The organism is Legionella quinlivanii, from assembly GCF_900461555.1.
GTDB classification, from domain to species: domain Bacteria; phylum Pseudomonadota; class Gammaproteobacteria; order Legionellales; family Legionellaceae; genus Legionella_C; species Legionella_C quinlivanii.
On sequence record NZ_UGOX01000001.1, the window covers coordinates 2,117,867 to 2,136,262 of the forward strand.

The window sequence follows — 18,396 nt, forward strand, 5'->3', positions numbered from 1 at the left end:
TCTGAAATTTGGCTAAGGTTAACTACCTTTTTTTCTGGACAATGCAATGGATCCTGTAACCAGACGTGTCCTGGTCGATTTGCGCGACAGACAACCAGAGATGATTCAGCAGCTCCTGCGGCTATGTGAAATTAACTCCGGCACCAAGAATCTGAATGGCCTCGCCGACATCCATCGTGAATTGCATCGGGTCTTTAGCCCCCTCGCTGATTCCATTGAGTCAATTTCTTTTCCACCTCTCAACAGCATCGATATGAACGGTAATTCACAACGATCTGTCTGTGGGGATGCCTTATTTATCCGCAAGCGGCCGGAATTAAGAAGACGAATACTTTTAGGCGGGCATATGGATACTGTCTATCACCTGAACCATCCTTTTCAGACACTTCGCTACCTTGATGATAATACGATTAACGGCCCAGGGGTTGCTGATATGAAAGGCGGCCTGCTGGTCATTCTTCATGCTCTCGAAATGTTTGAACAACTTCCCGAGTCTCAGTCTCTGGGCTGGGATGTTTTTATTAATGCTGATGAAGAAATTGGCTCCCCTGCCTCCAGTCCCTGGTTTGAAAGCATGGCGGCCAGCTATCAGGCGGGACTTATTTATGAACCCGCAATGGATGCAAAAGGCACACTGGCAAAAAACAGAAGAGGCAGTGGAAAATTTACCATAGTGGCAACTGGAATATCGGCCCATGTAGGGCGGGCTTTTGAAGAAGGGCGAAATGCAATCTGTTATCTGGCGCAGGCGCTTCTTTCGATTCATGCCCTTAATGGCCAGCGACAAGGCGTCACGATTAATGTGGGTAAAATCGCCGGTGGAGAGGCATTGAATATGGTACCAGATAAGGCGGTCGCCAAACTTGATATACGTGTGAGCAATTCAGAGGATGAATTGTGGATCCAGCAGCAATTGAATGACATACTCAGCAAGGAAAAAAGACAAGATTATCAATTAGCAATAGACGGGCAATTCGGCAGGCCAGTAAAAACAGTCGACAGCAAAACTCAGAAGCTATTTAAATGCGTGCAACGTGCCGGTGAACGACTTAACCTCGATATGGTATGGAAAGATAGCGGCGGCTGCTGCGATGGCAATAATCTGGCACAGAAAGGCTTACCGGTACTCGATACCCTCGGCGTTCGCGGCGGTGCGATTCATAGCGATGAAGAATTCATCTTACTCGACAGTTTAATTGAGCGGACCGCTTTAAGTCTGTTTTTATTGCAGGACCTGGCGCAGGGTAGTTTGGAGGTACTTCACGCATGATGATTTTCCGCCGCGCTTTTCTATCTGATCTAGACTCGATTTATGACTTGGCAATGCATAGCGGTATTGGTATTACCACGCTCGTAAAAGACAGGAAGTTATTAAAAAAACGCATTGAATGGTCTTGTGCTTCTTTTGAAAAAGAAGTTAACAGACCGCTTAATGAATATTATTTTTTTGTTCTGGAAGATCCGGAAACAAAGAAAGTAGTCGGCACATCAGCCATTGAAGGAGCCACAGGCTACGACAGCCCTTTTTATTCCTATAAAATTTCCCGGCGAACCCGATTTTGTCATTCACTCAATATTCGCAGTGATTATGAAGTTTTAAGCCTGGTTAACGATAACCAGGGAAAAAGTGAAGTGTGTACTCTCTTTCTCGATCCCTCTTATCGCCGTAATAACAATGGATTACTGCTTTCCCGAGCGCGCTTTCTTTTCATTGCTGCATTTCCTCTGCGATTTTCATCCACAATAATTGCCGAAATGCGCGGGATTTCTGATGAAGCCGGTCACTCGCCCTTTTGGGACCATGTAGGGAGCCATTTTTTTCATATGACTTTTTCTGAGGCCGATCGCCTGACCATTTCCACTGACAAGCAATTTATTGCTGATTTGATGCCTCGCAATCCCATTTATGTCAAATTATTGGCGGCTGATGCGCAATCAGTCATTGGCCAGCCCCACCAGTCAACCCTGCCGGCAATGAATATTCTTATGCATGAAGGGTTTCGTTTTTTGGGATACGTGGATATTTTTGATGCCGGCCCCACACTGGAAGCCCCTGTTGAAGAAATCACTACTATTAAAACAAGCCAATTACGAACGATTGGCAGCATAAGTGATGAGGTCAGTAGTAAATCCTATATGGTAGCTAATACCTCTTCTGATTTCCGGGCAACTCTTAGTCAAGCCATTATTACCAAAAGCGATAGCTGCATAGTGAGCAAAGAAACAGCTGAGCGCTTAAAACTAAAAAAGGGAGACGCTGTCAGACTTTCTCCTTTACATCCCGAAAAACATTTACATGAAGGACATCGATGAATACGATTTCAAATACCTCCTATAGCCACTACATTGATGGGCAGTGGCTGTCAGGGGAAGGCCATGATTTAATCTCCATCAATCCCGCTAATAATCAGCTAGTGTGGAAAGGACATCATGCAACTGAGTTTGAAATCAAACAGGCAGCCGAAGCCGCAAACAAGGCTTTAGGCCACTGGATGAATTTAAGCGTTGAGGAGCGCATTGCCTGTCTGCAGCGTTTTGCCAATGCCGTTGAAAAAAAACGGGAACAGTTAGCTGAACTGATTTCTCTCGAAACAGGCAAGCCGTTGTGGGAATCCTTGACAGAAGTTAATTCGGTCATTGCTAAAATAGCCATATCGATTCAAGCTTATCATGAGCGCAATGCCGAAAAATCGACTGAAAGCCCAGAATCAACTGCATCTTTACGATACAAACCGCATGGTGTGGTAGCTGTCCTCGGCGCTTTTAATTTTCCTGCTCACTTGAGTAATGGTCATATTGTACCGGCCCTTCTTGCTGGAAATACCGTCATTTATAAGCCTAGTGAACTATGTCCCGCAGTAGCCCTTTTGATTATGCAATGCTGGCATGAAAGCGAATTACCTAAGGGCGTGATTAATTGTATTCAGGGAGATGCCAAAACAGCTCAGACGCTTTTATCCCAGAGAATTAAAGGGGTATTTTTTACAGGAAGTTATTCAACTGGCAAACGAATTAATCAACAGTTTGTGGATCGGCCTGAGGTCATTCTTGCTCTCGAAATGGGTGGAAATAACCCCTTAATTGTGGATGATATAAATGACATTGACGCGGCTGTTTATCATACGCTTTTATCTACAATGATCACCGCAGGACAACGCTGTACCTGTGCAAGAAGACTTTTCATTAAAGACAACGCACAGGGCAAAGCCTTTCTTGATAAGTTTACTGAAGCCTGTGAGGCGTTGCTTATTGGTGATTATAAACAACGCCCTGAACCTTTTATGGGTCCGGTTATTCGGCTTGAACATGCCCGCCAACACCTCGCATCACAGCAAAAACTGCTTGATTCAGGAGGCAAAGCCTTACTGCAAATGAGATTATTACAGGACGATGCCGCATTTTTATCGCCTGGTATTATTGACATGTCAGACGCCCGCTCTGTTATTGATGAAGAGATTTTTGCCCCTCTGGTGCAGATCCATCGTTATCAGGATTTTGAAGAAGCAATTAAAATGGCAAATCAAACTAAATATGGGCTGGCAGCTGGCCTTTTAAGTAATCATCCTGATCATTATCAATTGTTTTACAGGCAGATCAATTCAGGACTTATAAACTGGAACAGACCCACCACTGGAGCGGCCAGCAGCCTTCCCTTCGGTGGTATTGGATGCAGTGGCAATCACCGTCCCAGTGCCTATTTTGCAGCGGATTATTGTTCTTATCCCGTTGCCAGCATGGAAAGCACTGAACTCATTAAACCAACTCAGTTATTACCCGGGATTACATTATGAAAAGCTATGAGTTGAATATGGATGGGCTGGTGGGACCTACGCATAATTATGCGGGTCTATCCCTGGGCAATATTGCCTCGACTTCAAATGCCCTCTCAATAGCCAATCCCCGAGCAGCAGCTCTGCAGGGTTTGGCCAAGATGCGCTTCCTGCATGAACTAGGCTTGAAACAGGCAGTGTTACCCCCTCATCAGCGGCCTAATTTAAACCTGCTCAGGCAAATGGGGTTTTATGGCAGTACTGAACAAATGCTGGCTCAGGCGAGCCGCGAAGCACCTGAAATTCTGGCAGCCGCTTATTCTGCATCCAGTATGTGGACTGCCAATGCGGCTACAGCGACTCCAAGTATTGATAGTAATGATCGGCGCGTTCATTTTACAGCGGCTAATCTGATATCCAATTTGCACCGGCATCAGGAGGCGTCTTTTTCATCTCGTTTACTCAAAAAACTCTTTAATACGGAGACTTATTTCTCGCATCATTCACCCTTGCCTGCAAGCTTGGTAACTAGTGATGAAGGGGCTGCCAATCATAGCCGGCTTGCTGCCAAACATAATCAGGCAGGCATTCATCTATTCGTTTACGGCAAACGCGCCCTATGGTCGTCCTATGCGCAAGCCCCTCTGCGTTTTCCAGCTAGACAAACCTATGAAGCATCCAGTGCGATTGCCAGAGCTCATCACCTTAATCCTGAAAAAGTAGTTTATGCCTGCCAGAATCCACTTGCCATTGATAAGGGGGTTTTTCACAATGATGTTATTGCAGTTGCCAACGAATCCGTGTTGTTAATTCATCAGCAGGCCTTTCTCAATCAGGCAGAAGTAATCAGGGAACTTAAAGACAAAGCTGATTTTGATCTTACTATTGTTGAAATAAATGACCAGCAAATCAGCATGGATGACGCAGTATCCAGTTACCTTTTTAATTCCCAGCTACTAACGCTTGAGGATGGCTCGATGACCCTTGTGGCACCGAGTGAATGTCAAAACAACCAGCAGGTTCATGAAACAATTAATCACATCCTGTCATCCCCCAATAACCCAATCAATCATTGCTACTTCATGGACTTAAAGCAGAGTATGCGAAATGGCGGAGGCCCCGCTTGTCTGCGATTAAGGGTTTTACTCCAGGAAGAAGAGCTTGCAGAGATGCATCAGGGCGTGCTAATCAATGAATCTCTGCTCACAAGTCTTGAGCGATGGGTCCAAAGACACTACCGCGATCGCCTGCACGCTCAGGATTTCCTGGATCCTTTACTGGTGGATGAAGTCCTTCTCGCTCTCGATGAGTTGACGCAGATTTTGGACCTTGGCCCTGTATATCCCTTTCAACAAGCTTGACAACCAATGTGGAAAACCTTCGCTGGCCGCTGCCTGTATCACAGTGAAAGCGGCATTTCTGTCTACGACAATTTTATTTTTCGCTGGCTCTCGATGGGGAGTCCGGCGATTCAAAGTTTAATTAATGTTTATAAGCCAGAAAAGCCTGGTCTGAATTATATTAGTGCGCTAATTCTTCCTGCCAGATTATTTCCGGGGCCGAGCTGCTTATTAGGATTAGGAGGAGCTGGGGCTGCGCATGCATTGTCCCCTGTTCTTACTCCTTTCAGTTTGACAGCCATTGAAATTAATGAAGAAATCATTCAGGTGGCGAAAACTTATTTCATGACGGAAAGGCTCAAAAATCTTAATATCATCAACCAGGATGCCAGTACGTTTATTACAAATAACAAGACTCAATTCCAACACATTCTTGTCGACTTATTTGATGCGCACCGCTTTCCTCCCAATTGCTATAATCCGCAGTTTTTTAGTGACTGTCAGAACGCTCTTTCAGCCAACGGCTACCTTAGCGTTAACCTGGCCAATCGCAAGGAACAATATCCAGTTTTTCAATGGCTAAAACATCAGTTCGACATGTCAACATTGGTATTACCTGTCAGGAAATCAATGAATATGATTATTATCGCTGCAGACAAACCTGCTCTGGATATACTCATAGAGCAATTGAAAGCAAGAAAAATAATACGCGCTCTCGCTTGGGATCCAATCTGGAACCGCATTGCAAGAACTGATTAAAACCACTAATTGATTTACCAGCAGAAAAAAAATCCCGGCTGCGAGCAGTCGGGATTTCAAATAAAGCGGTGTTTTCTCTGATGTTTTATTTAGAAGAAGCGACCTGAACTTGCAGTTTGGCAATCACATCACTATGAACGTGAACTTCAACCACATAGTCACCAATTGAATGGATAGGACCTTCAGGCATTACGATTTCTCGTTTACTCACTTCAACTGACTGCGCTTTCAGAGCATCTTTAATCTCACTAGCGCCTACAGAACCATACAATTTACCTTCATCGCTTGCCATTGCATTGATAACCACAGTGATATCATTCAGCTTGGCCGCGCGTTGCTCAGCATTGCTCAATGATTGCTGAGCTTTTTTCTCAAGATCCGCTCTTCTTTGTTCAAAAAGTTCAATGTTTTTTGCTGTAGCAAAAACTGCTTTGCTTTGTGGAATCAGGAAATTTCTTCCATAACCTGGCTTAACTTTTACTTTATCGCCGAGATTACCCAGATTTCTTACTTTTTCTAATAAAATAACTTCCATTACTAAACCCCTTTTGAATTGCTGGCTTTAGAAGCCAGACGCAATCTAAAATTAAACATACTATCGAGAGAACCAAACAATATATAAACCCGCAACATTAAATCAGGTCTCATAACAAGCGGAATAAGCAGCAGAGCCAAGCTAATGGCACGACCTTTTTTAGGCGTTAGACTGAACATAAGGCAAAGCCCGGCAATCATTAAATAAACGCTCAAAACAGGTAAGCAACTTATTGCTGCCAGATTATTCAGGTATGCACCCACCATTGCAATTCCAAAAAGCCCGACAATCGGGCGACTGGCTCTAAAGGCCATCAATTCTTTTTTGAATCCACCAGGATAAAAAAGAATTGACTGGATATAACGGGCAAACAATAAAGGAGCAAGTGCAGAAATCGCGATACAAGCTTCTTTAATACCAAAAAAATAACTGGCAAAAAATGAGATATCGCCTGAATTCTCCTTCGGCAGATTTTCGAGTAAATCACTTGAATTCAATTTACTGAAAATCAGCAGTATGTAGTTATATTCGTTAATAATGTAATCAGGTATGATGCTGCAAGTCAGAGCTATTACCAACAGTGTTACACCCAGTGTTGCTGAAGCAACCCATTGCCAGCTTGCAGATGCCCTCAATACCATTGCAGCAAAAAAGCAAATTATATTGGTTAGCAAAATACTAACCGCAATGTATGGTACTGAATAACTGGCATTAGCTGCCAGCATGGATGCAACCAGGCTGGTTAATAACAAGCCCACGCCGCTTCTGGCTCCCTGACGCAATGTAATCAGTGCAACAATCACCAGAGATAGCCATGAAGCAAACGGCACAAACGGAAGTACTGCCGCCAAAGAATAGGCAAAGAGTTTATTCTTTAGCAGAAGATTTCCCTGTTTGTACAGTAATGTGCTCATACCCAATTAAATCTTATTTATGGCTATCGCAATAAGGTAACAAGCCTAGGAAGCGTGCTCGCTTGATTGCCTGCGCCAATTGTCTTTGGAATCTGGTTTGAGTACCTGTAATTCGGCTAGGCACAATCTTTCCAGTTTCAGTGATATAATTTTTTAACAGATTAATATCTTTATAATCGATTTCGTTTGAGCCTTCAGAGCTGAAACGGCACATTTTTTTTCTGCGAAAATAGGATGTAGTTGACATAGTTTAATTCCTTAGGCTGCACGAGTGTCTTTTTCTTTTTTCATCTGAACTGATTCAGTAGTGATTGCTTCATCACGTTTGATAACCATGTGACGAATAATTGCATCATTAAACTTGAATGCGTTCAGAAGTTCATTAAGCGCCGCCTGATTACATTCAATGTTCATTAAAATGTAATGCGCTTTGTGCACTTCAGCAATAGGGTATGCCAATTGTCTGCGGCCCCAGTCTTCTTTGCGGTGAATAATACCGTTATTATTGGTAACGATACCTTCATAACGCTCGACCATTGCAGGAACTTGTTCACTTTGATCAGGATGAACAAGGAATACGATTTCATAATGTCGCATAGTGTATCCTTATGGAAAAAGCCTCTCCTACTGGATGAGGCAAGGTTTAAAAAGCGAGTAAGTTTAACCCATTTTCAAACTCCGGGCAATGCTCGATTATTTAAGCGTGAAAATCACAACCGTTTGCACTATGAATTGATATACTCATAGCTCACTATAGCAGTATTATGCATAACTGGGGCAATAACATGGTTTGGAGAGTTGCTCAAAGACCTGGCAGTCCCGGTAAGCAGAACGTAGCATTGCTTTTAGGGTGGTATTGATATATAACATACTAAAAAAAAAAGAGATTTTACATGGAAATAATAACCCTTTCATTTGAAGAGCCTTTGACCGTATCTATCAATGGGGAAATCGTTCAGATTGTTGCGTTCAAAACCCCGGAACATGGCAACATTAAATTTGGAGTTGAAGCCCCGCGCAGTATTAAAGTACATCGTGAAGAAATTCATCAGGCTATCAAGCAAAAAGAGAAAGAAGCCGAACTCGTAACTGAATAAGTAATGCCAACTACAATATTCAACCACAGCTGTTTGCTATTACAACTGCTCTCATTATTTTCCTTTGCTTCAATTGCATTTGCTATTAACTGCTTTTTTTACCAATTTCCAGGTAATAATTATTTCCCTGAAGGCTCTGCCGGCATAGGAACTTCCTTATTATTAATGCTTGCCGGTTGCAGGTTACTGTTAAATAACAATCATCATCTGGTAAAAATACTTCAGGAAATCCTGCTCTTTTATATCATTATGTCTCTCATCGCGTTTACAACTAACGCGGTGCAATTTACTCCATTTTCTCCCATTGATCGCTATATTATTGCATTTGAAAACCAATTAGGTATTTCTCTCCCTGGAATTGTTTCCTGGACAAATCATCACCCCTGGTTTAAAAATATACTGGGTCTTTGCTACGATACTTTACCCTATCAACTGGGATTCTTACCCCTCCTGGTCATTGTTGCCGGGCAGTTTGAAAAAATCAGGCGTTTTTTTAGCTTGCTTTTGATTAGCTCATTGATTGGATTTGCAATTTATTATTTTTTCCCCACGGTTGCACCGGCTACTATGTATCAAACGGATGAATTTGCCATTGAGCAACTGGCAACTGGTATTAAATTTAATCAGCTGCATCAGCACATACCACCTACTACCATTCAGGGCGGAATGGTAGCATTTCCTTCATTTCACACCTTCTGGGCCTGGTATTGTCTTGAATTGATGTGCGGTTGGCCCATTGCTTTTAGCTTACTGCTAATCATTAATACACTTTTAATTTTAAGCTGCGTACTGCTGGGATGGCATTATCCACTGGATATCCTGGGGGCTTTTTTAATTATCTGGCTGTCAAATTATCTTTATATCAGTTGTAATAAATATTTACCCTCTTTACTGCGCACCGTTTTTCCTAAATTGCAAACGCGCTAAACATTATATGCAGCTTCCAAACTAACCGGCGACCTTCCTTGGAATGCCTGATGGCCGTAAGCCCTCCTCCTGCACCTGGCTTTTATTCAATGAGGGCAAGGCGTATTTACCCAGCGCTGCGCTCAATTGTTTGGGCAGATTAATATTTTGCTCAAGCGGAGTGTGTACTTCTATATACAGAGCATTATTAAGCCGGCCTATTTTGACTGGTTCATTAATTACCCGTACTGACGTTCCTACTGCAACCATATCAAAGAGAACTTCGATGTCTTCAGGAAGCATTCGGATACAACCCGCACTTACCCTGGATCCAACGCCATCTCGTCGATTAGTGCCATGGATAAGATACGTTGGCCACCCCAAACGAAACACGTGACGTCCCAACGGGTTACCAGCTCCGGGAGGGAACTCATTGGGTATTGGTGTGCCATGTTTTGCTGCTTCAGCCCTGACGTTCGCCGTAGGCCGCCATATTGGATCATGCTCCTTGCTGGTAACCCGGGTTTGACCTACAGGGGTATTCCAGCCTTCACGCCCAATACCCACAGGCATGGTTATGACTACATTATCATTGGGCGGGAAATAATATAAACGATACTCTGACAAATTAATTACCAATCCACTGCGTGGACCGGAAGGCAAGATGTATTGGCTCGGAATAACCAGTCGGGTTTGAGGGGGTAAGGGGCGAGTGGGATCAACACCCGGGTTGGCATTCAGCATTTCATAGTATCCCACATCATGACGAATACCAACCTCACTCAAGGTTTCACCAATCTGGGGATTCACGTACTCGATTTTTCCGACCACATCACCTTGATCAGGTAATACAAAAGTTTCAGCCTGGACCAAAAATATTTTAGTTAGGAATAATAGAAAAACAGCTAAACGCATAGTATTTATTCTCGGTAATGGCAGGATTACTCCTGCCATTAAGTTTGGAATTTACAAACTGCCATCGACCTTGAATCGCTCGCCGTATTGAGTTTGCAAAGTACTGAAAAGCTGGCTTAGCTTATCGCGGCCAAAATCTTTCGCATAATTCATAGGACCTCCACGGAATGGAGCAAATCCAGCGGCAAAGATCATTGCGCCATCAAGCAGATCACTGTCAGCAACAACTCCTTCACGTAAACAGGCAGCTGACTCATTAACCATCCTTAAAATTAAGCGATTAGCGATATCTTTTTCAGTTTTGGCCTGCACTTTCTTTTTAACAGGCTTGCCATTTTTATAGACATAAAAGCCCTCGCCTGTCTTGCGGCCTAACTTGCCATTTTTGACCATATCACGCAATTTCTGAGGAACAGTTCCACCATAATGCCTGGTCAGATTCTCAGCCACGGCAAGACATACATCCATACCTACTGTGTCGGCGAGCTCAACTGGCCCCATAAACATCCCGAATGCTTCGGCAGCCTCATCGATAGCCTCTCCGGAATAACCTTCTTCCAGTAATTGAACGCATTCCATCAAATAAGGCATAAGGACGCGATTAACCAGAAAACCTGGACTTGATTTCACGGGTAATGGAAGACGTCCGATTTGATTTACAAAGGCACAGGATTTATCGCGAACCTCTTTCATCGTCTTATTGCTGCTAACAACTTCCACCAGTTCCATTCTGGCAACAGGATTGAAATAATGAATGCCCACCAGTCGTTCGGGATGTTTCATAACCTGACTAATTTCATCCAAAGGAATACTTGAGGTGTTGGTTGCAATGATCGCATCCGCTCTGGCTTCTTCTTCCAGCTTTTTCATGATCTGCTGCTTTACTTCAAGATTCTCGAAAACAGCCTCAATAATCACATCAGCCCGTGCTACACCAAATCCATCCGGATCAGCAATCAGGCGATCCATCGCCGCCTGAATTAATCGGGGTTTTTTCAGCTTTTTCTTATACAGTGTATGAGCACGGCCTATTGCAGGTGCGATTTTGTTATAGTTCTGATCCTGCAGAGTAACTTTTAATCCTTTAAGAGCACACCAGGCAGCAATGTCCCCGCCCATGACACCAGCTCCAATTACATGCACATGTTTCGCCTTAAAGTCGCTATGTTTGGCAAAAGCCTTCATGCGCTCACGTAAAAGAAAGGCCCGAATCAAATTGCTGGCTGTATTACTCTGAGTAATCAGTTTTTCTACAGAGTCCGCCTCTTTCAGATAAGCCCTCTCCCCGGCGCCACCTTCTTTTTCCCAGAGATCAATGATGGCATAGGGTGCTGGATAATGTTGCTTTCTTACACGCTTGGAAACCTGATAGCGAAGAACAGGGGCTATAATTGCTCTCATCCAACCCATATTGGTAATCGATTGTAAAAACCGGGGCTTATGTTTACCTGGTTTATTTCTGATGAAATAAATGGCTGCTCTTCTCAGTTGTCTTTCAGGAACTACATCATCGACAAAACCAATTTGTTTTGCTGTTTTTGCAGAAACAGGCGCACCAGTTAGAATAACTCTGGATAAGGCATCGAAACCACCTACCAGCCGCGGCAAACGAACCGTTCCTCCCCAGCCAGGATGAATTCCAAGCATGACCTCCGGCAACCCAAGCCGCGTGCCCTCGTCATCGCTTGCAATCCGATAATCACAGGCCAGTGCCAGCTCTAATCCGCCTCCCATGCAAAATCCATCGATCATAGCCACCGTAGGTATCTTAAGCGATTCAAGCCGGGAAAAGACTGTTTGTCCTTTTCTAAGGAAGTTAACCGCTTCTTCCGGAGTTTTAAATTGAGAAAACGCATTGATATCAGCCCCTGCTATAAATCCTTTACTCTTTGCCGAATAAATAACCAAACCCGCCAGTTCGGTTTGTTTGGCAATATCCTGAAGAATGATATTCAACTCATCCAATACGTCCTGATTAATAGAGTTGACCGCCGCATCGTTTCTGTTGATTCCAAGCCACAGTATGCGATCTGTATCCGTATCGATTTCCCAATGATTGTAATTAGTCATTATCCTTTCACCTCTGTAACTCGTTCCAAATACATTGCGCCTCCCTGTCCACCTCCAATACAGATTGCCGCCATTCCTTTTTTACCATTTGTATGTTTCAGGGATTGCAAAACATGCAGAACAATTCTTGCTCCACTAGCCCCAATAGGATGACCAGCAGCGATAGCACCGCCATCCTGATTTAACTGGGCCAGCGAAGGCGCGCCCATTGGCTCCATTAAACCTAACTGATTCTGGCAGTACTCTTTATCGTCCCAGGCAGCCAGACATCCAAGAACCTGGGCAGCAAATGCCTCATTAATTTCCCAGCAATCAAGCTCTGACGGTTTCACATGCTGCCTTTCCATGATAGGGGTTGCTGCATGAACAGGTCCAAGCCCCATTTGAGAAGGATCAAGAGCCGACCATTGTGAGTCCACGATTTTACCCAAAACAGGTAACTTATATTTTTTAACTGCATCGGCACTGGCCAGAATCAAGAGACAAGCGCCATCAGTAATCTGGGAGCTGTTTCCAGCAGTAACCATCCCGTATTTCTTATCAAAAAATGGCTTAAGCTGGCCTAATTTTTCTACAGTAGAATCTGGTCGAATTCCATCATCCTGAGTATAAATTCTACCCTTGCTGTCGATAATCGGCACCACTTCTTCCATGCGATTTTCGGCATAAGCCTGAGCCAGGCGTTTATGACTATTCACGGCAAATGAATCCATTTGCTCACGGGTCAGATTAAAACGATAGGCTACTTTCTCAGCGGTTTGCCCCATATTTAATCCAACAATAGGATCAGTCAGGCCTCGGAGCAAAGCGATTACCGGCGCAAGAAAAGCAGGCCGAAATTGCGTAGCGAGAGCGAATCGCTGGCCAACGCTTTTAGCGGCAAACCATTTTCCAAGCCAGGATGCCATTTTCTGGTTAAAAAGCAGCGGTGCATGACTCATTGCATCCGTACCCCCTGCAAGCACCAGATTGCTGCGCCCAGAAGCAATTTGCATGGCGGCATTATCGAGAGCCTGCATCCCGGAAGCGCAGTTTCTCATCACAGTAAATGCAGGAACCTTATCGCCACAGCCAAGACGTAAAGCCACTACCCGGGCAATATTGGCTTCATCTGGCCCGGGCATTGCAGAACCAATGATAACTTCATCCAGATCAGAGGGTAAAAAAGGCTGCCGGTTTAAGAGTGGCAAGCCTGCAGCCACCGCTAAATCGGAACCAGTAAAAGGACCCACATCTTTTGCTTTTAAGAAAGGCGTCCTCAGTCCGTCCACGACATACACATCGCGGCCGCTTAAACTAGACTTGTGTTTCATTCGTCCTCCTGATATCAGCCAACCATGTTTGTTGACATAATAGAGATTATCCCGTCACATGTAAGGCTTGTGAGTATTCAGCACTTTGAATAGTTCAGTATATATCAAAGATACCAGCTATTAAAATTTTTGGAAATTATGTTATTGAATTTCAGATAACTTTATTTCTTTTACATTAAGTGTTGACCTCGACAAAATTCCTGCTATACTTCGCAACCATTGACCGGAGAGATGGCCGAGTGGTCGAAGGCGCTCCCCTGCTAAGGGAGTATGGGACAAAATCCCATCGAGGGTTCGAATCCCTCTCTCTCCGCCAAGAACAACGCGCCCGTAGCTCAGTTGGATAGAGTATCTGGCTACGAACCAGGGGGTCGGAGGTTCGAATCCTTCCGGGCGCGCCATTTCCAGTAAAAATCAAAAAAATAAGAATCACTCCGAAATACAATAAAAAATCTCAAATGTTCTTGGCCCGGAAGGGTTTGAACCGAGTGAGGTTCGACAAAATGCGAAGCGAAGAGCGCAAAGCGCGGCGAAGCATTTTGGACGCGCTTTAGCGCGCCCCGAAGGGGTGAGGAGGGAACACAGTGACTGACGAATCAATCCTTCCAAGAGCTGGCACAACACTAGCTGCGAACACAAACACCTTGTCTTTTCATGAAATCTTTTTTATCTCGGCCATCTCATGGATGCCCCGGACAAGCCGTGGCACGTTGTCAGTTGTGTTAACGTCCAAGCCCGGAAGGGTTTGAACCGAGTGAGGTTCGACAAAATGCGAAGCGAAGAGCGCAAAGCGCGGCGCAGCATTTTGGACGCGCTTTAGCGCGCCCGAAGGGGTGAGGAGGAACACAGTGACTGACGAATCAATCCTTCCAAGAGCTGGCACAACACTAGCTGCGAACACAAACACCTTGTCTTTTCATGAAATCTTTTTTATCTCGGCCATCCCATGGATGCCCCGGACAAGCCGTGGCACGTAGCGGGAGTGAGAGGCCTCGGACAAGTCGAGACACATAGGATGAGAACATTCCCCACGTCACCCGGGATGAGAACATTCCCCACGTCACCCGACTTGTTCGGGTGATCCAGATTACTCAAAGGACGGAGGTAATACCCCAGACAAGCCGTGACACCTAGGCAGTGAAGTTTCATGCTGCCCCGGAAGGGTTAGTGTGCTTCATTATCTGTATCCAGAAACAAAGCCGGATCTTATAGTGTCATCTAATCCTGAAATCAATTCGCCAAGTTGATCTTCATCCAATAAAATCTTAAAAGAACTAATGTCTTTTTCCACTAGATCTTTATGATCAAGAAGCATTGATAAGCGAGCATGTTGCGGGATCTCTTTACCTATTTGTATTAGAGAGTCTGTATCGTTTATTTCATACCTACTCTGTTTTAAAAGTTCAAATCTATCGTTCGGATCCATGCGTTTTAGTATGGTTAACAGCCATTTAGTTTGTTTAGGTAAATGTTGCTGGTATTTAAGTGCAAATTGAAAGCAGTCTGACGGCTGCAATGCCTTGGCGATATTCATCATAACTATTGGTTTGATAATGACGCTGTTTTTACAGTTTTCTGCTATATAGCTATCTATTAGCTTCTTAAGATCATTTCCATGAAATGATTGAATTATCTTGCCAATCTTAGCGGGTGGAATTTTCTTGATATGTTCCAGAACGAATAGCAGTTGCTCCTGTGGCTCCAAGTACTTTAAAGCCATTAATATATCTTCCCCATCCTTTACCAATCCTGGATTGTTAATTAAAAATAAAGGTTTGTCAGTAATCCTGGCCAGGATATTATCAATATCTTCGCGAAAATCAGGATTTACTATTCCAGGCTTTTTTTCATCATAAACGATGATTTCTGGTTCCATAGAAGCGACAGTGGTCCAGATTGAAGCGGGAAATTGATGGTCATCAATGACGGCATCCTTAGTACTTACAAACAGGTTATGAACTTCCACAGTTTCAATATTTCTTGCTAAACGATGAGCTTTACCAATACAACAACCACTGCAAGAAGTATCCACATCAACGTGTAAATTAAGCGCACCAAACATGTTGTCAGGTATAAATCCGGTTCCATTTGACAGGACTACCTCTAAAAAAGGAGCACGTTCTTCCATCAATTTTCTAAGATCATTATCATTTTGTTCAGCACAAATCAGTATACCCATTTCCATGTTATTGCCAGCCAGGTTAACATCATAGAAGTATTCTTCTCTACCAAGGTTATAAATTCTTTCTGGATGTAAGCGAGTTTCGAAGATAGGCCTATTTTTTTTATGTTTAATTTCTTTGTTACCGACAAAAGCATGAGCAATATTTCCCAGATATTTTTTATCACCTGGTTGATTCTGATTTTTCAGAAACTTATATCTTTCTTTATAGAAACAACCCTCTTCTGTAGGAAATTCAAAGGCTTCATACTTTCTTCTGGTTTCATCATATTTAATAGCCAGTTTCTGCTCTTTTTTTGTAATTCTTTCAATATCATTGCTGCTTATATCAGTAAGGGTTGCGATTGTTCCTGGAATCACAAGTAGATTAGGTACTGTTTTTACTGCTTCCTGTAATTTAGCTAAATAGTTCGTTTTTTCCTGTTTAGTAATTCCCTTTTTGCCCCCTATTGCGTATTCATAAGTTGCGATCACAGTAATAACATCTTCCCCCAGTTCTTCTTTAGCTTGAGTCGTAATAGAGGGAATTAGGTTGATTAAAGACGAAACGAAATCACTTGGATTAAGTGAATTTTTATAGGGTCTTATTGCACATATATAAAATTTCATAGAACGAATTAACAAATAGTTATCGTCTAATTATAGACCACAAAGCCATTCAAGGCCTGATGCCACGACAGCAGGGTTCTGACGCCGATACACTTTCAAGTTCACAAAGAATATAATCCTGGCACAGGAATAATGGACTTTGTAAAATTTTATAACAGGATATGACGTGCTGACTCTTGAAAATCTCCAGAAATTAACTCATCCAGCCGATTACTTTTGCCGCAGTCCAGATACTTTTCTATTAAATCAAAAGCTACTGGACTCTTTAAGTGAAGAAGAAAAGATTGAGCTGGCTAGCAAAATTATTATTACAACACCCAGGCAGCGTCTTTTTTTATTACAATTTGCAATCCAGTCCATGCGAGACAAGAATGGGCGCAGTCTCAGTGACTTCAAAGAACTGATATTAAGAGCACTTCAATTAAGGCAGATTTTTGAAAAAAAGAATTTCTCTGATTTTAGTTCTTTATACTCCTGGTTAAATCAGTTTTTGAATTCTGAGTTATTTATGGAATTTCAGGAGCTTGGTAATGCGCTCGTTCTGTTGAAAGCGAATCATCTTAAAGAAGTCGCTGGCTATGAGCCTGATGAAGTGAACAATTCTACCTGCACTTTTGGTTTATAAATTAATATAATGATGCAACAAATAATAGAGCAATTATTAGACAATTACTCTTGATTAGTGCATGAGCAAAATCTATTCTAAAAAGACAAGAATTTATCTTTAGAAGACGATAATGTCTAAAAAACACAATTCAAAACACTTCGATAAGGTTTCAGATACTGAATTAGAAAAATTATCAGGGGGCTTTACAGGACTGACAGACGGTAAAGCCTTATACAAAGGAGTAGCGGGTAGCTACAAAGCCCCTTCTGCACCAGAAATAAACCTGAACACCAAGGGCAGCAGTAGCACAAAAGCTAAGAATAAGAAAAAGAAGCAGAAATAATGTTGCTCAGAATCTTGCTGAATGATATGGTTCATTCTTTTTATGGTATGGGCTCATTGCTATTTTTTTATCCTATCTATCACTCTTTGCTGGGTGTAGCGCATTGGTCCCTTCTCAAGAGGGAGCCAATACACTCACTTTTTCAATATGACTATGCATTTTTTGCAAATACGATTGAATATTTTGTCCAGGATGATTCAAGAGCTGTAATATCTTTCTCTCTGCTTTGAGAGATAGTTTATCAATCTTTTCTTTTGCTTCATCAAGATCTGTTCTATCAACTTCATCCTGTAGTTTACTGTAGAATTTTGACCATTGAAAAAGAGTTCATTGCACCATCACGCGTGCGTAGACTGACCAGGTTGGTCTGGGCTTGAGATTGATAGCTATTATGATACTCGATACAGATTTAGGCTGAGTTTTTTGAATGTCATAACCCCATGTAGCAATTTGGCTGCCACCTGTATATCCTATGACTGATCCGACAGCACCGCCCACTAAACCGCAGAGTGGCGGAGCCCAGGGAGCTATAGGAGTCAAGGGAGAACATGCTAGAGCACTTGCTTTTGCAAACGTTGTTCCTAAAGCAACCGCTCCAGTCCAGCCTCCCGCGACACGAGCACTCTCACGAAAAAACCCATCATAGTTTTTTGTTTCCCTGCCCTTTTGAAATTCGCTGACCAGACTTGCTCCGTCGAGTAGAATGCCTACACCGGTCATCGTGCGACCAAGCATTTTCCCTGCAAACCAAAGTTTCTGACCAGTGGAAGCAGGAGGGATATACGAAGGATTGGGGATAAAAGAGTCCTGTTTTACAGCAAAAGAAGAGGAGAAAGGCGACTTCCCAGCTACCATTTCGACTTCCCAGACCCCTTTGATATCAAAAGATCGTATTGCCATCCTTGTTTTTATTTGAACTCGATGAATTATTCCCCAACTTGTCTTTCATTATATTTTGTCACAATGATAAAAAAAGACTCATTATAAAGAGAAATGCTAATATTGAGATACTGTAAAACTACGGTAGAACTCGTTG

The 18,396-nt window shown here is 43.0% G+C and carries 18 protein-coding genes and 2 tRNA genes; 11 read left to right on the forward strand and 9 right to left on the reverse strand.

What is annotated here, in order from left to right; all coding sequences use genetic code 11:
* The first annotated feature begins 46 nt into the window (after positions 1-46).
* The 5 genes from DYH61_RS09055 to DYH61_RS09075 are packed head-to-tail and all read left to right on the forward strand — an operon-like array spanning position 47 to position 5,869.
* On the forward strand, positions 47-1,270 hold the full coding sequence (locus DYH61_RS09055; RefSeq protein ID WP_083499247.1) for a hydrolase: 1,224 nt from the start codon (positions 47-49) through the stop codon (positions 1,268-1,270).
* On the forward strand, positions 1,267-2,313 hold the full coding sequence (gene astA / locus DYH61_RS09060) for an arginine N-succinyltransferase (protein ID WP_058508115.1): 1,047 nt from the start codon (positions 1,267-1,269) through the stop codon (positions 2,311-2,313). The genes DYH61_RS09055 and astA overlap by 4 nt, the downstream gene beginning before the upstream one ends.
* Positions 2,310-3,791: a succinylglutamate-semialdehyde dehydrogenase gene (astD, locus tag DYH61_RS09065; protein ID WP_058508114.1), complete on the forward strand. Its 1,482-nt coding sequence runs from the start codon at positions 2,310-2,312 to the stop codon at positions 3,789-3,791. Before astA ends, astD begins: the two co-directional genes overlap by 4 nt.
* A complete protein-coding gene (gene astB, locus DYH61_RS09070) occupies positions 3,788-5,131 on the forward strand; it encodes an N-succinylarginine dihydrolase (protein WP_058508113.1) in 1,344 nt (447 codons plus the stop codon). The genes astD and astB overlap by 4 nt, the downstream gene beginning before the upstream one ends.
* 6 nt (positions 5,132-5,137) lie before the next feature.
* Positions 5,138-5,869 carry a spermidine synthase gene (locus DYH61_RS09075; protein WP_058508112.1) on the forward strand — a complete coding sequence of 244 codons (732 nt, stop codon included), beginning with the start codon at positions 5,138-5,140 and terminating at the stop codon, positions 5,867-5,869.
* A gap of 85 nt (positions 5,870-5,954) precedes the next feature.
* On the opposite strand, the gene rplI is transcribed toward DYH61_RS09075, so the two are convergent.
* Genes rplI through rpsF form a run of 4 tightly spaced genes read right to left on the reverse strand, consistent with a single transcriptional unit; the run spans position 5,955 to position 7,915 of the window.
* Positions 5,955-6,404 (reverse strand): 50S ribosomal protein L9, encoded by a 450-nt coding sequence (gene rplI, locus DYH61_RS09080; protein ID WP_058508111.1) that lies wholly within the window; start codon positions 6,402-6,404, stop codon positions 5,955-5,957.
* Positions 6,405-6,406: 2 nt separating this feature from the next.
* Positions 6,407-7,318, reverse strand: coding sequence for a hypothetical protein (locus DYH61_RS09085; protein WP_058508110.1), 912 nt, complete (start codon positions 7,316-7,318; stop codon positions 6,407-6,409).
* A gap of 13 nt (positions 7,319-7,331) precedes the next feature.
* Positions 7,332-7,565 carry a 30S ribosomal protein S18 gene (gene rpsR, locus DYH61_RS09090; protein WP_058508109.1) on the reverse strand — a complete coding sequence of 78 codons (234 nt, stop codon included), beginning with the start codon at positions 7,563-7,565 and terminating at the stop codon, positions 7,332-7,334.
* An 11-nt stretch (positions 7,566-7,576) separates the two neighbouring features.
* Positions 7,577-7,915, reverse strand: coding sequence for a 30S ribosomal protein S6 (gene rpsF, locus DYH61_RS09095; protein WP_058508108.1), 339 nt, complete (start codon positions 7,913-7,915; stop codon positions 7,577-7,579).
* A gap of 296 nt (positions 7,916-8,211) precedes the next feature.
* Between rpsF and DYH61_RS09100 the strand changes: the two genes are divergently transcribed.
* Both DYH61_RS09100 and DYH61_RS09105 read left to right on the forward strand, forming a co-directional pair.
* Positions 8,212-8,415 carry a carbon storage regulator gene (locus DYH61_RS09100; RefSeq protein WP_058508107.1) on the forward strand — a complete coding sequence of 68 codons (204 nt, stop codon included), beginning with the start codon at positions 8,212-8,214 and terminating at the stop codon, positions 8,413-8,415.
* A gap of 3 nt (positions 8,416-8,418) precedes the next feature.
* Positions 8,419-9,342 (forward strand): phosphatase PAP2 family protein, encoded by a 924-nt coding sequence (locus DYH61_RS09105; protein WP_065236170.1) that lies wholly within the window; start codon positions 8,419-8,421, stop codon positions 9,340-9,342.
* Between the two features lie 21 nt (positions 9,343-9,363).
* Here the strand turns inward: DYH61_RS09105 and DYH61_RS09110 are convergent, their stop codons facing one another.
* Genes DYH61_RS09110 through DYH61_RS09120 form a run of 3 tightly spaced genes read right to left on the reverse strand, consistent with a single transcriptional unit; the run spans position 9,364 to position 13,619 of the window.
* Positions 9,364-10,236: a L,D-transpeptidase family protein gene (locus tag DYH61_RS09110; RefSeq protein WP_103989295.1), complete on the reverse strand. Its 873-nt coding sequence runs from the start codon at positions 10,234-10,236 to the stop codon at positions 9,364-9,366.
* A gap of 51 nt (positions 10,237-10,287) precedes the next feature.
* On the reverse strand, positions 10,288-12,306 hold the full coding sequence (locus DYH61_RS09115) for a 3-hydroxyacyl-CoA dehydrogenase NAD-binding domain-containing protein (RefSeq protein ID WP_058508105.1): 2,019 nt from the start codon (positions 12,304-12,306) through the stop codon (positions 10,288-10,290).
* Positions 12,306-13,619, reverse strand: coding sequence for an acetyl-CoA C-acetyltransferase (locus DYH61_RS09120; RefSeq protein ID WP_058508104.1), 1,314 nt, complete (start codon positions 13,617-13,619; stop codon positions 12,306-12,308). The genes DYH61_RS09115 and DYH61_RS09120 overlap by 1 nt, the downstream gene beginning before the upstream one ends.
* Positions 13,620-13,844: 225 nt before the next feature.
* Here DYH61_RS09120 and DYH61_RS09125 point away from each other — a divergent pair.
* Positions 13,845-13,935, forward strand: a tRNA-Ser gene (locus DYH61_RS09125).
* 8 nt (positions 13,936-13,943) lie between these two features.
* A tRNA-Arg gene (locus DYH61_RS09130) sits at positions 13,944-14,020 on the forward strand.
* 776 nt (positions 14,021-14,796) lie between these two features.
* On the opposite strand, the gene DYH61_RS09140 is transcribed toward DYH61_RS09130, so the two are convergent.
* Positions 14,797-16,410 carry a hypothetical protein gene (locus DYH61_RS09140; protein WP_058508103.1) on the reverse strand — a complete coding sequence of 538 codons (1,614 nt, stop codon included), beginning with the start codon at positions 16,408-16,410 and terminating at the stop codon, positions 14,797-14,799.
* A 166-nt stretch (positions 16,411-16,576) separates the two neighbouring features.
* Here DYH61_RS09140 and DYH61_RS09145 point away from each other — a divergent pair, with 166 nt between their 5' ends.
* Together DYH61_RS09145 and DYH61_RS09150 are read left to right on the forward strand one after the other, a co-directional pair.
* A complete protein-coding gene (locus DYH61_RS09145; protein ID WP_058508102.1) occupies positions 16,577-17,035 on the forward strand; it encodes a hypothetical protein in 459 nt (152 codons plus the stop codon).
* Positions 17,036-17,147: 112 nt separating this feature from the next.
* Positions 17,148-17,360, forward strand: a complete 213-nt coding sequence (locus DYH61_RS09150) for a hypothetical protein (RefSeq protein WP_058508101.1) — start codon at positions 17,148-17,150, stop codon at positions 17,358-17,360.
* Positions 17,361-17,687: 327 nt separating this feature from the next.
* Here DYH61_RS09150 and DYH61_RS09160 read toward each other — a convergent pair whose 3' ends face one another.
* The gene (locus DYH61_RS09160; protein ID WP_058508099.1) at positions 17,688-18,260 is read right to left on the reverse strand and encodes a hypothetical protein; all 573 of its coding nucleotides are present in this window, start codon (positions 18,258-18,260) and stop codon (positions 17,688-17,690) included.
* Positions 18,261-18,396: the final 136 nt, after the last annotated feature.

Coding starts and splice junctions, on each gene's coding strand:
- rpsF (WP_058508108.1), bottom strand. CDS start 7,915: ATGCGACATTATGAAATCGTATTCCTTGTTCATCCTGATCAAAGTGAA.
- DYH61_RS09085 (WP_058508110.1), bottom strand. CDS start 7,318: ATGAGCACATTACTGTACAAACAGGGAAATCTTCTGCTAAAGAATAAA.
- astD (WP_058508114.1), top strand. CDS start 2,310: ATGAATACGATTTCAAATACCTCCTATAGCCACTACATTGATGGGCAG.
- DYH61_RS09115 (WP_058508105.1), bottom strand. CDS start 12,306: ATGACTAATTACAATCATTGGGAAATCGATACGGATACAGATCGCATA.
- DYH61_RS09100 (WP_058508107.1), top strand. CDS start 8,212: ATGGAAATAATAACCCTTTCATTTGAAGAGCCTTTGACCGTATCTATC.
- rpsR (WP_058508109.1), bottom strand. CDS start 7,565: ATGTCAACTACATCCTATTTTCGCAGAAAAAAAATGTGCCGTTTCAGC.
- DYH61_RS09120 (WP_058508104.1), bottom strand. CDS start 13,619: ATGAAACACAAGTCTAGTTTAAGCGGCCGCGATGTGTATGTCGTGGAC.
- DYH61_RS09075 (WP_058508112.1), top strand. CDS start 5,138: ATGTGGAAAACCTTCGCTGGCCGCTGCCTGTATCACAGTGAAAGCGGC.
- DYH61_RS09105 (WP_065236170.1), top strand. CDS start 8,419: ATGCCAACTACAATATTCAACCACAGCTGTTTGCTATTACAACTGCTC.
- DYH61_RS09055 (WP_083499247.1), top strand. CDS start 47: ATGGATCCTGTAACCAGACGTGTCCTGGTCGATTTGCGCGACAGACAA.
- DYH61_RS09140 (WP_058508103.1), bottom strand. CDS start 16,410: ATGAAATTTTATATATGTGCAATAAGACCCTATAAAAATTCACTTAAT.
- DYH61_RS09160 (WP_058508099.1), bottom strand. CDS start 18,260: ATGGCAATACGATCTTTTGATATCAAAGGGGTCTGGGAAGTCGAAATG.
- rplI (WP_058508111.1), bottom strand. CDS start 6,404: ATGGAAGTTATTTTATTAGAAAAAGTAAGAAATCTGGGTAATCTCGGC.
- DYH61_RS09150 (WP_058508101.1), top strand. CDS start 17,148: ATGTCTAAAAAACACAATTCAAAACACTTCGATAAGGTTTCAGATACT.
- DYH61_RS09110 (WP_103989295.1), bottom strand. CDS start 10,236: ATGCGTTTAGCTGTTTTTCTATTATTCCTAACTAAAATATTTTTGGTC.
- astA (WP_058508115.1), top strand. CDS start 1,267: ATGATGATTTTCCGCCGCGCTTTTCTATCTGATCTAGACTCGATTTAT.
- astB (WP_058508113.1), top strand. CDS start 3,788: ATGAAAAGCTATGAGTTGAATATGGATGGGCTGGTGGGACCTACGCAT.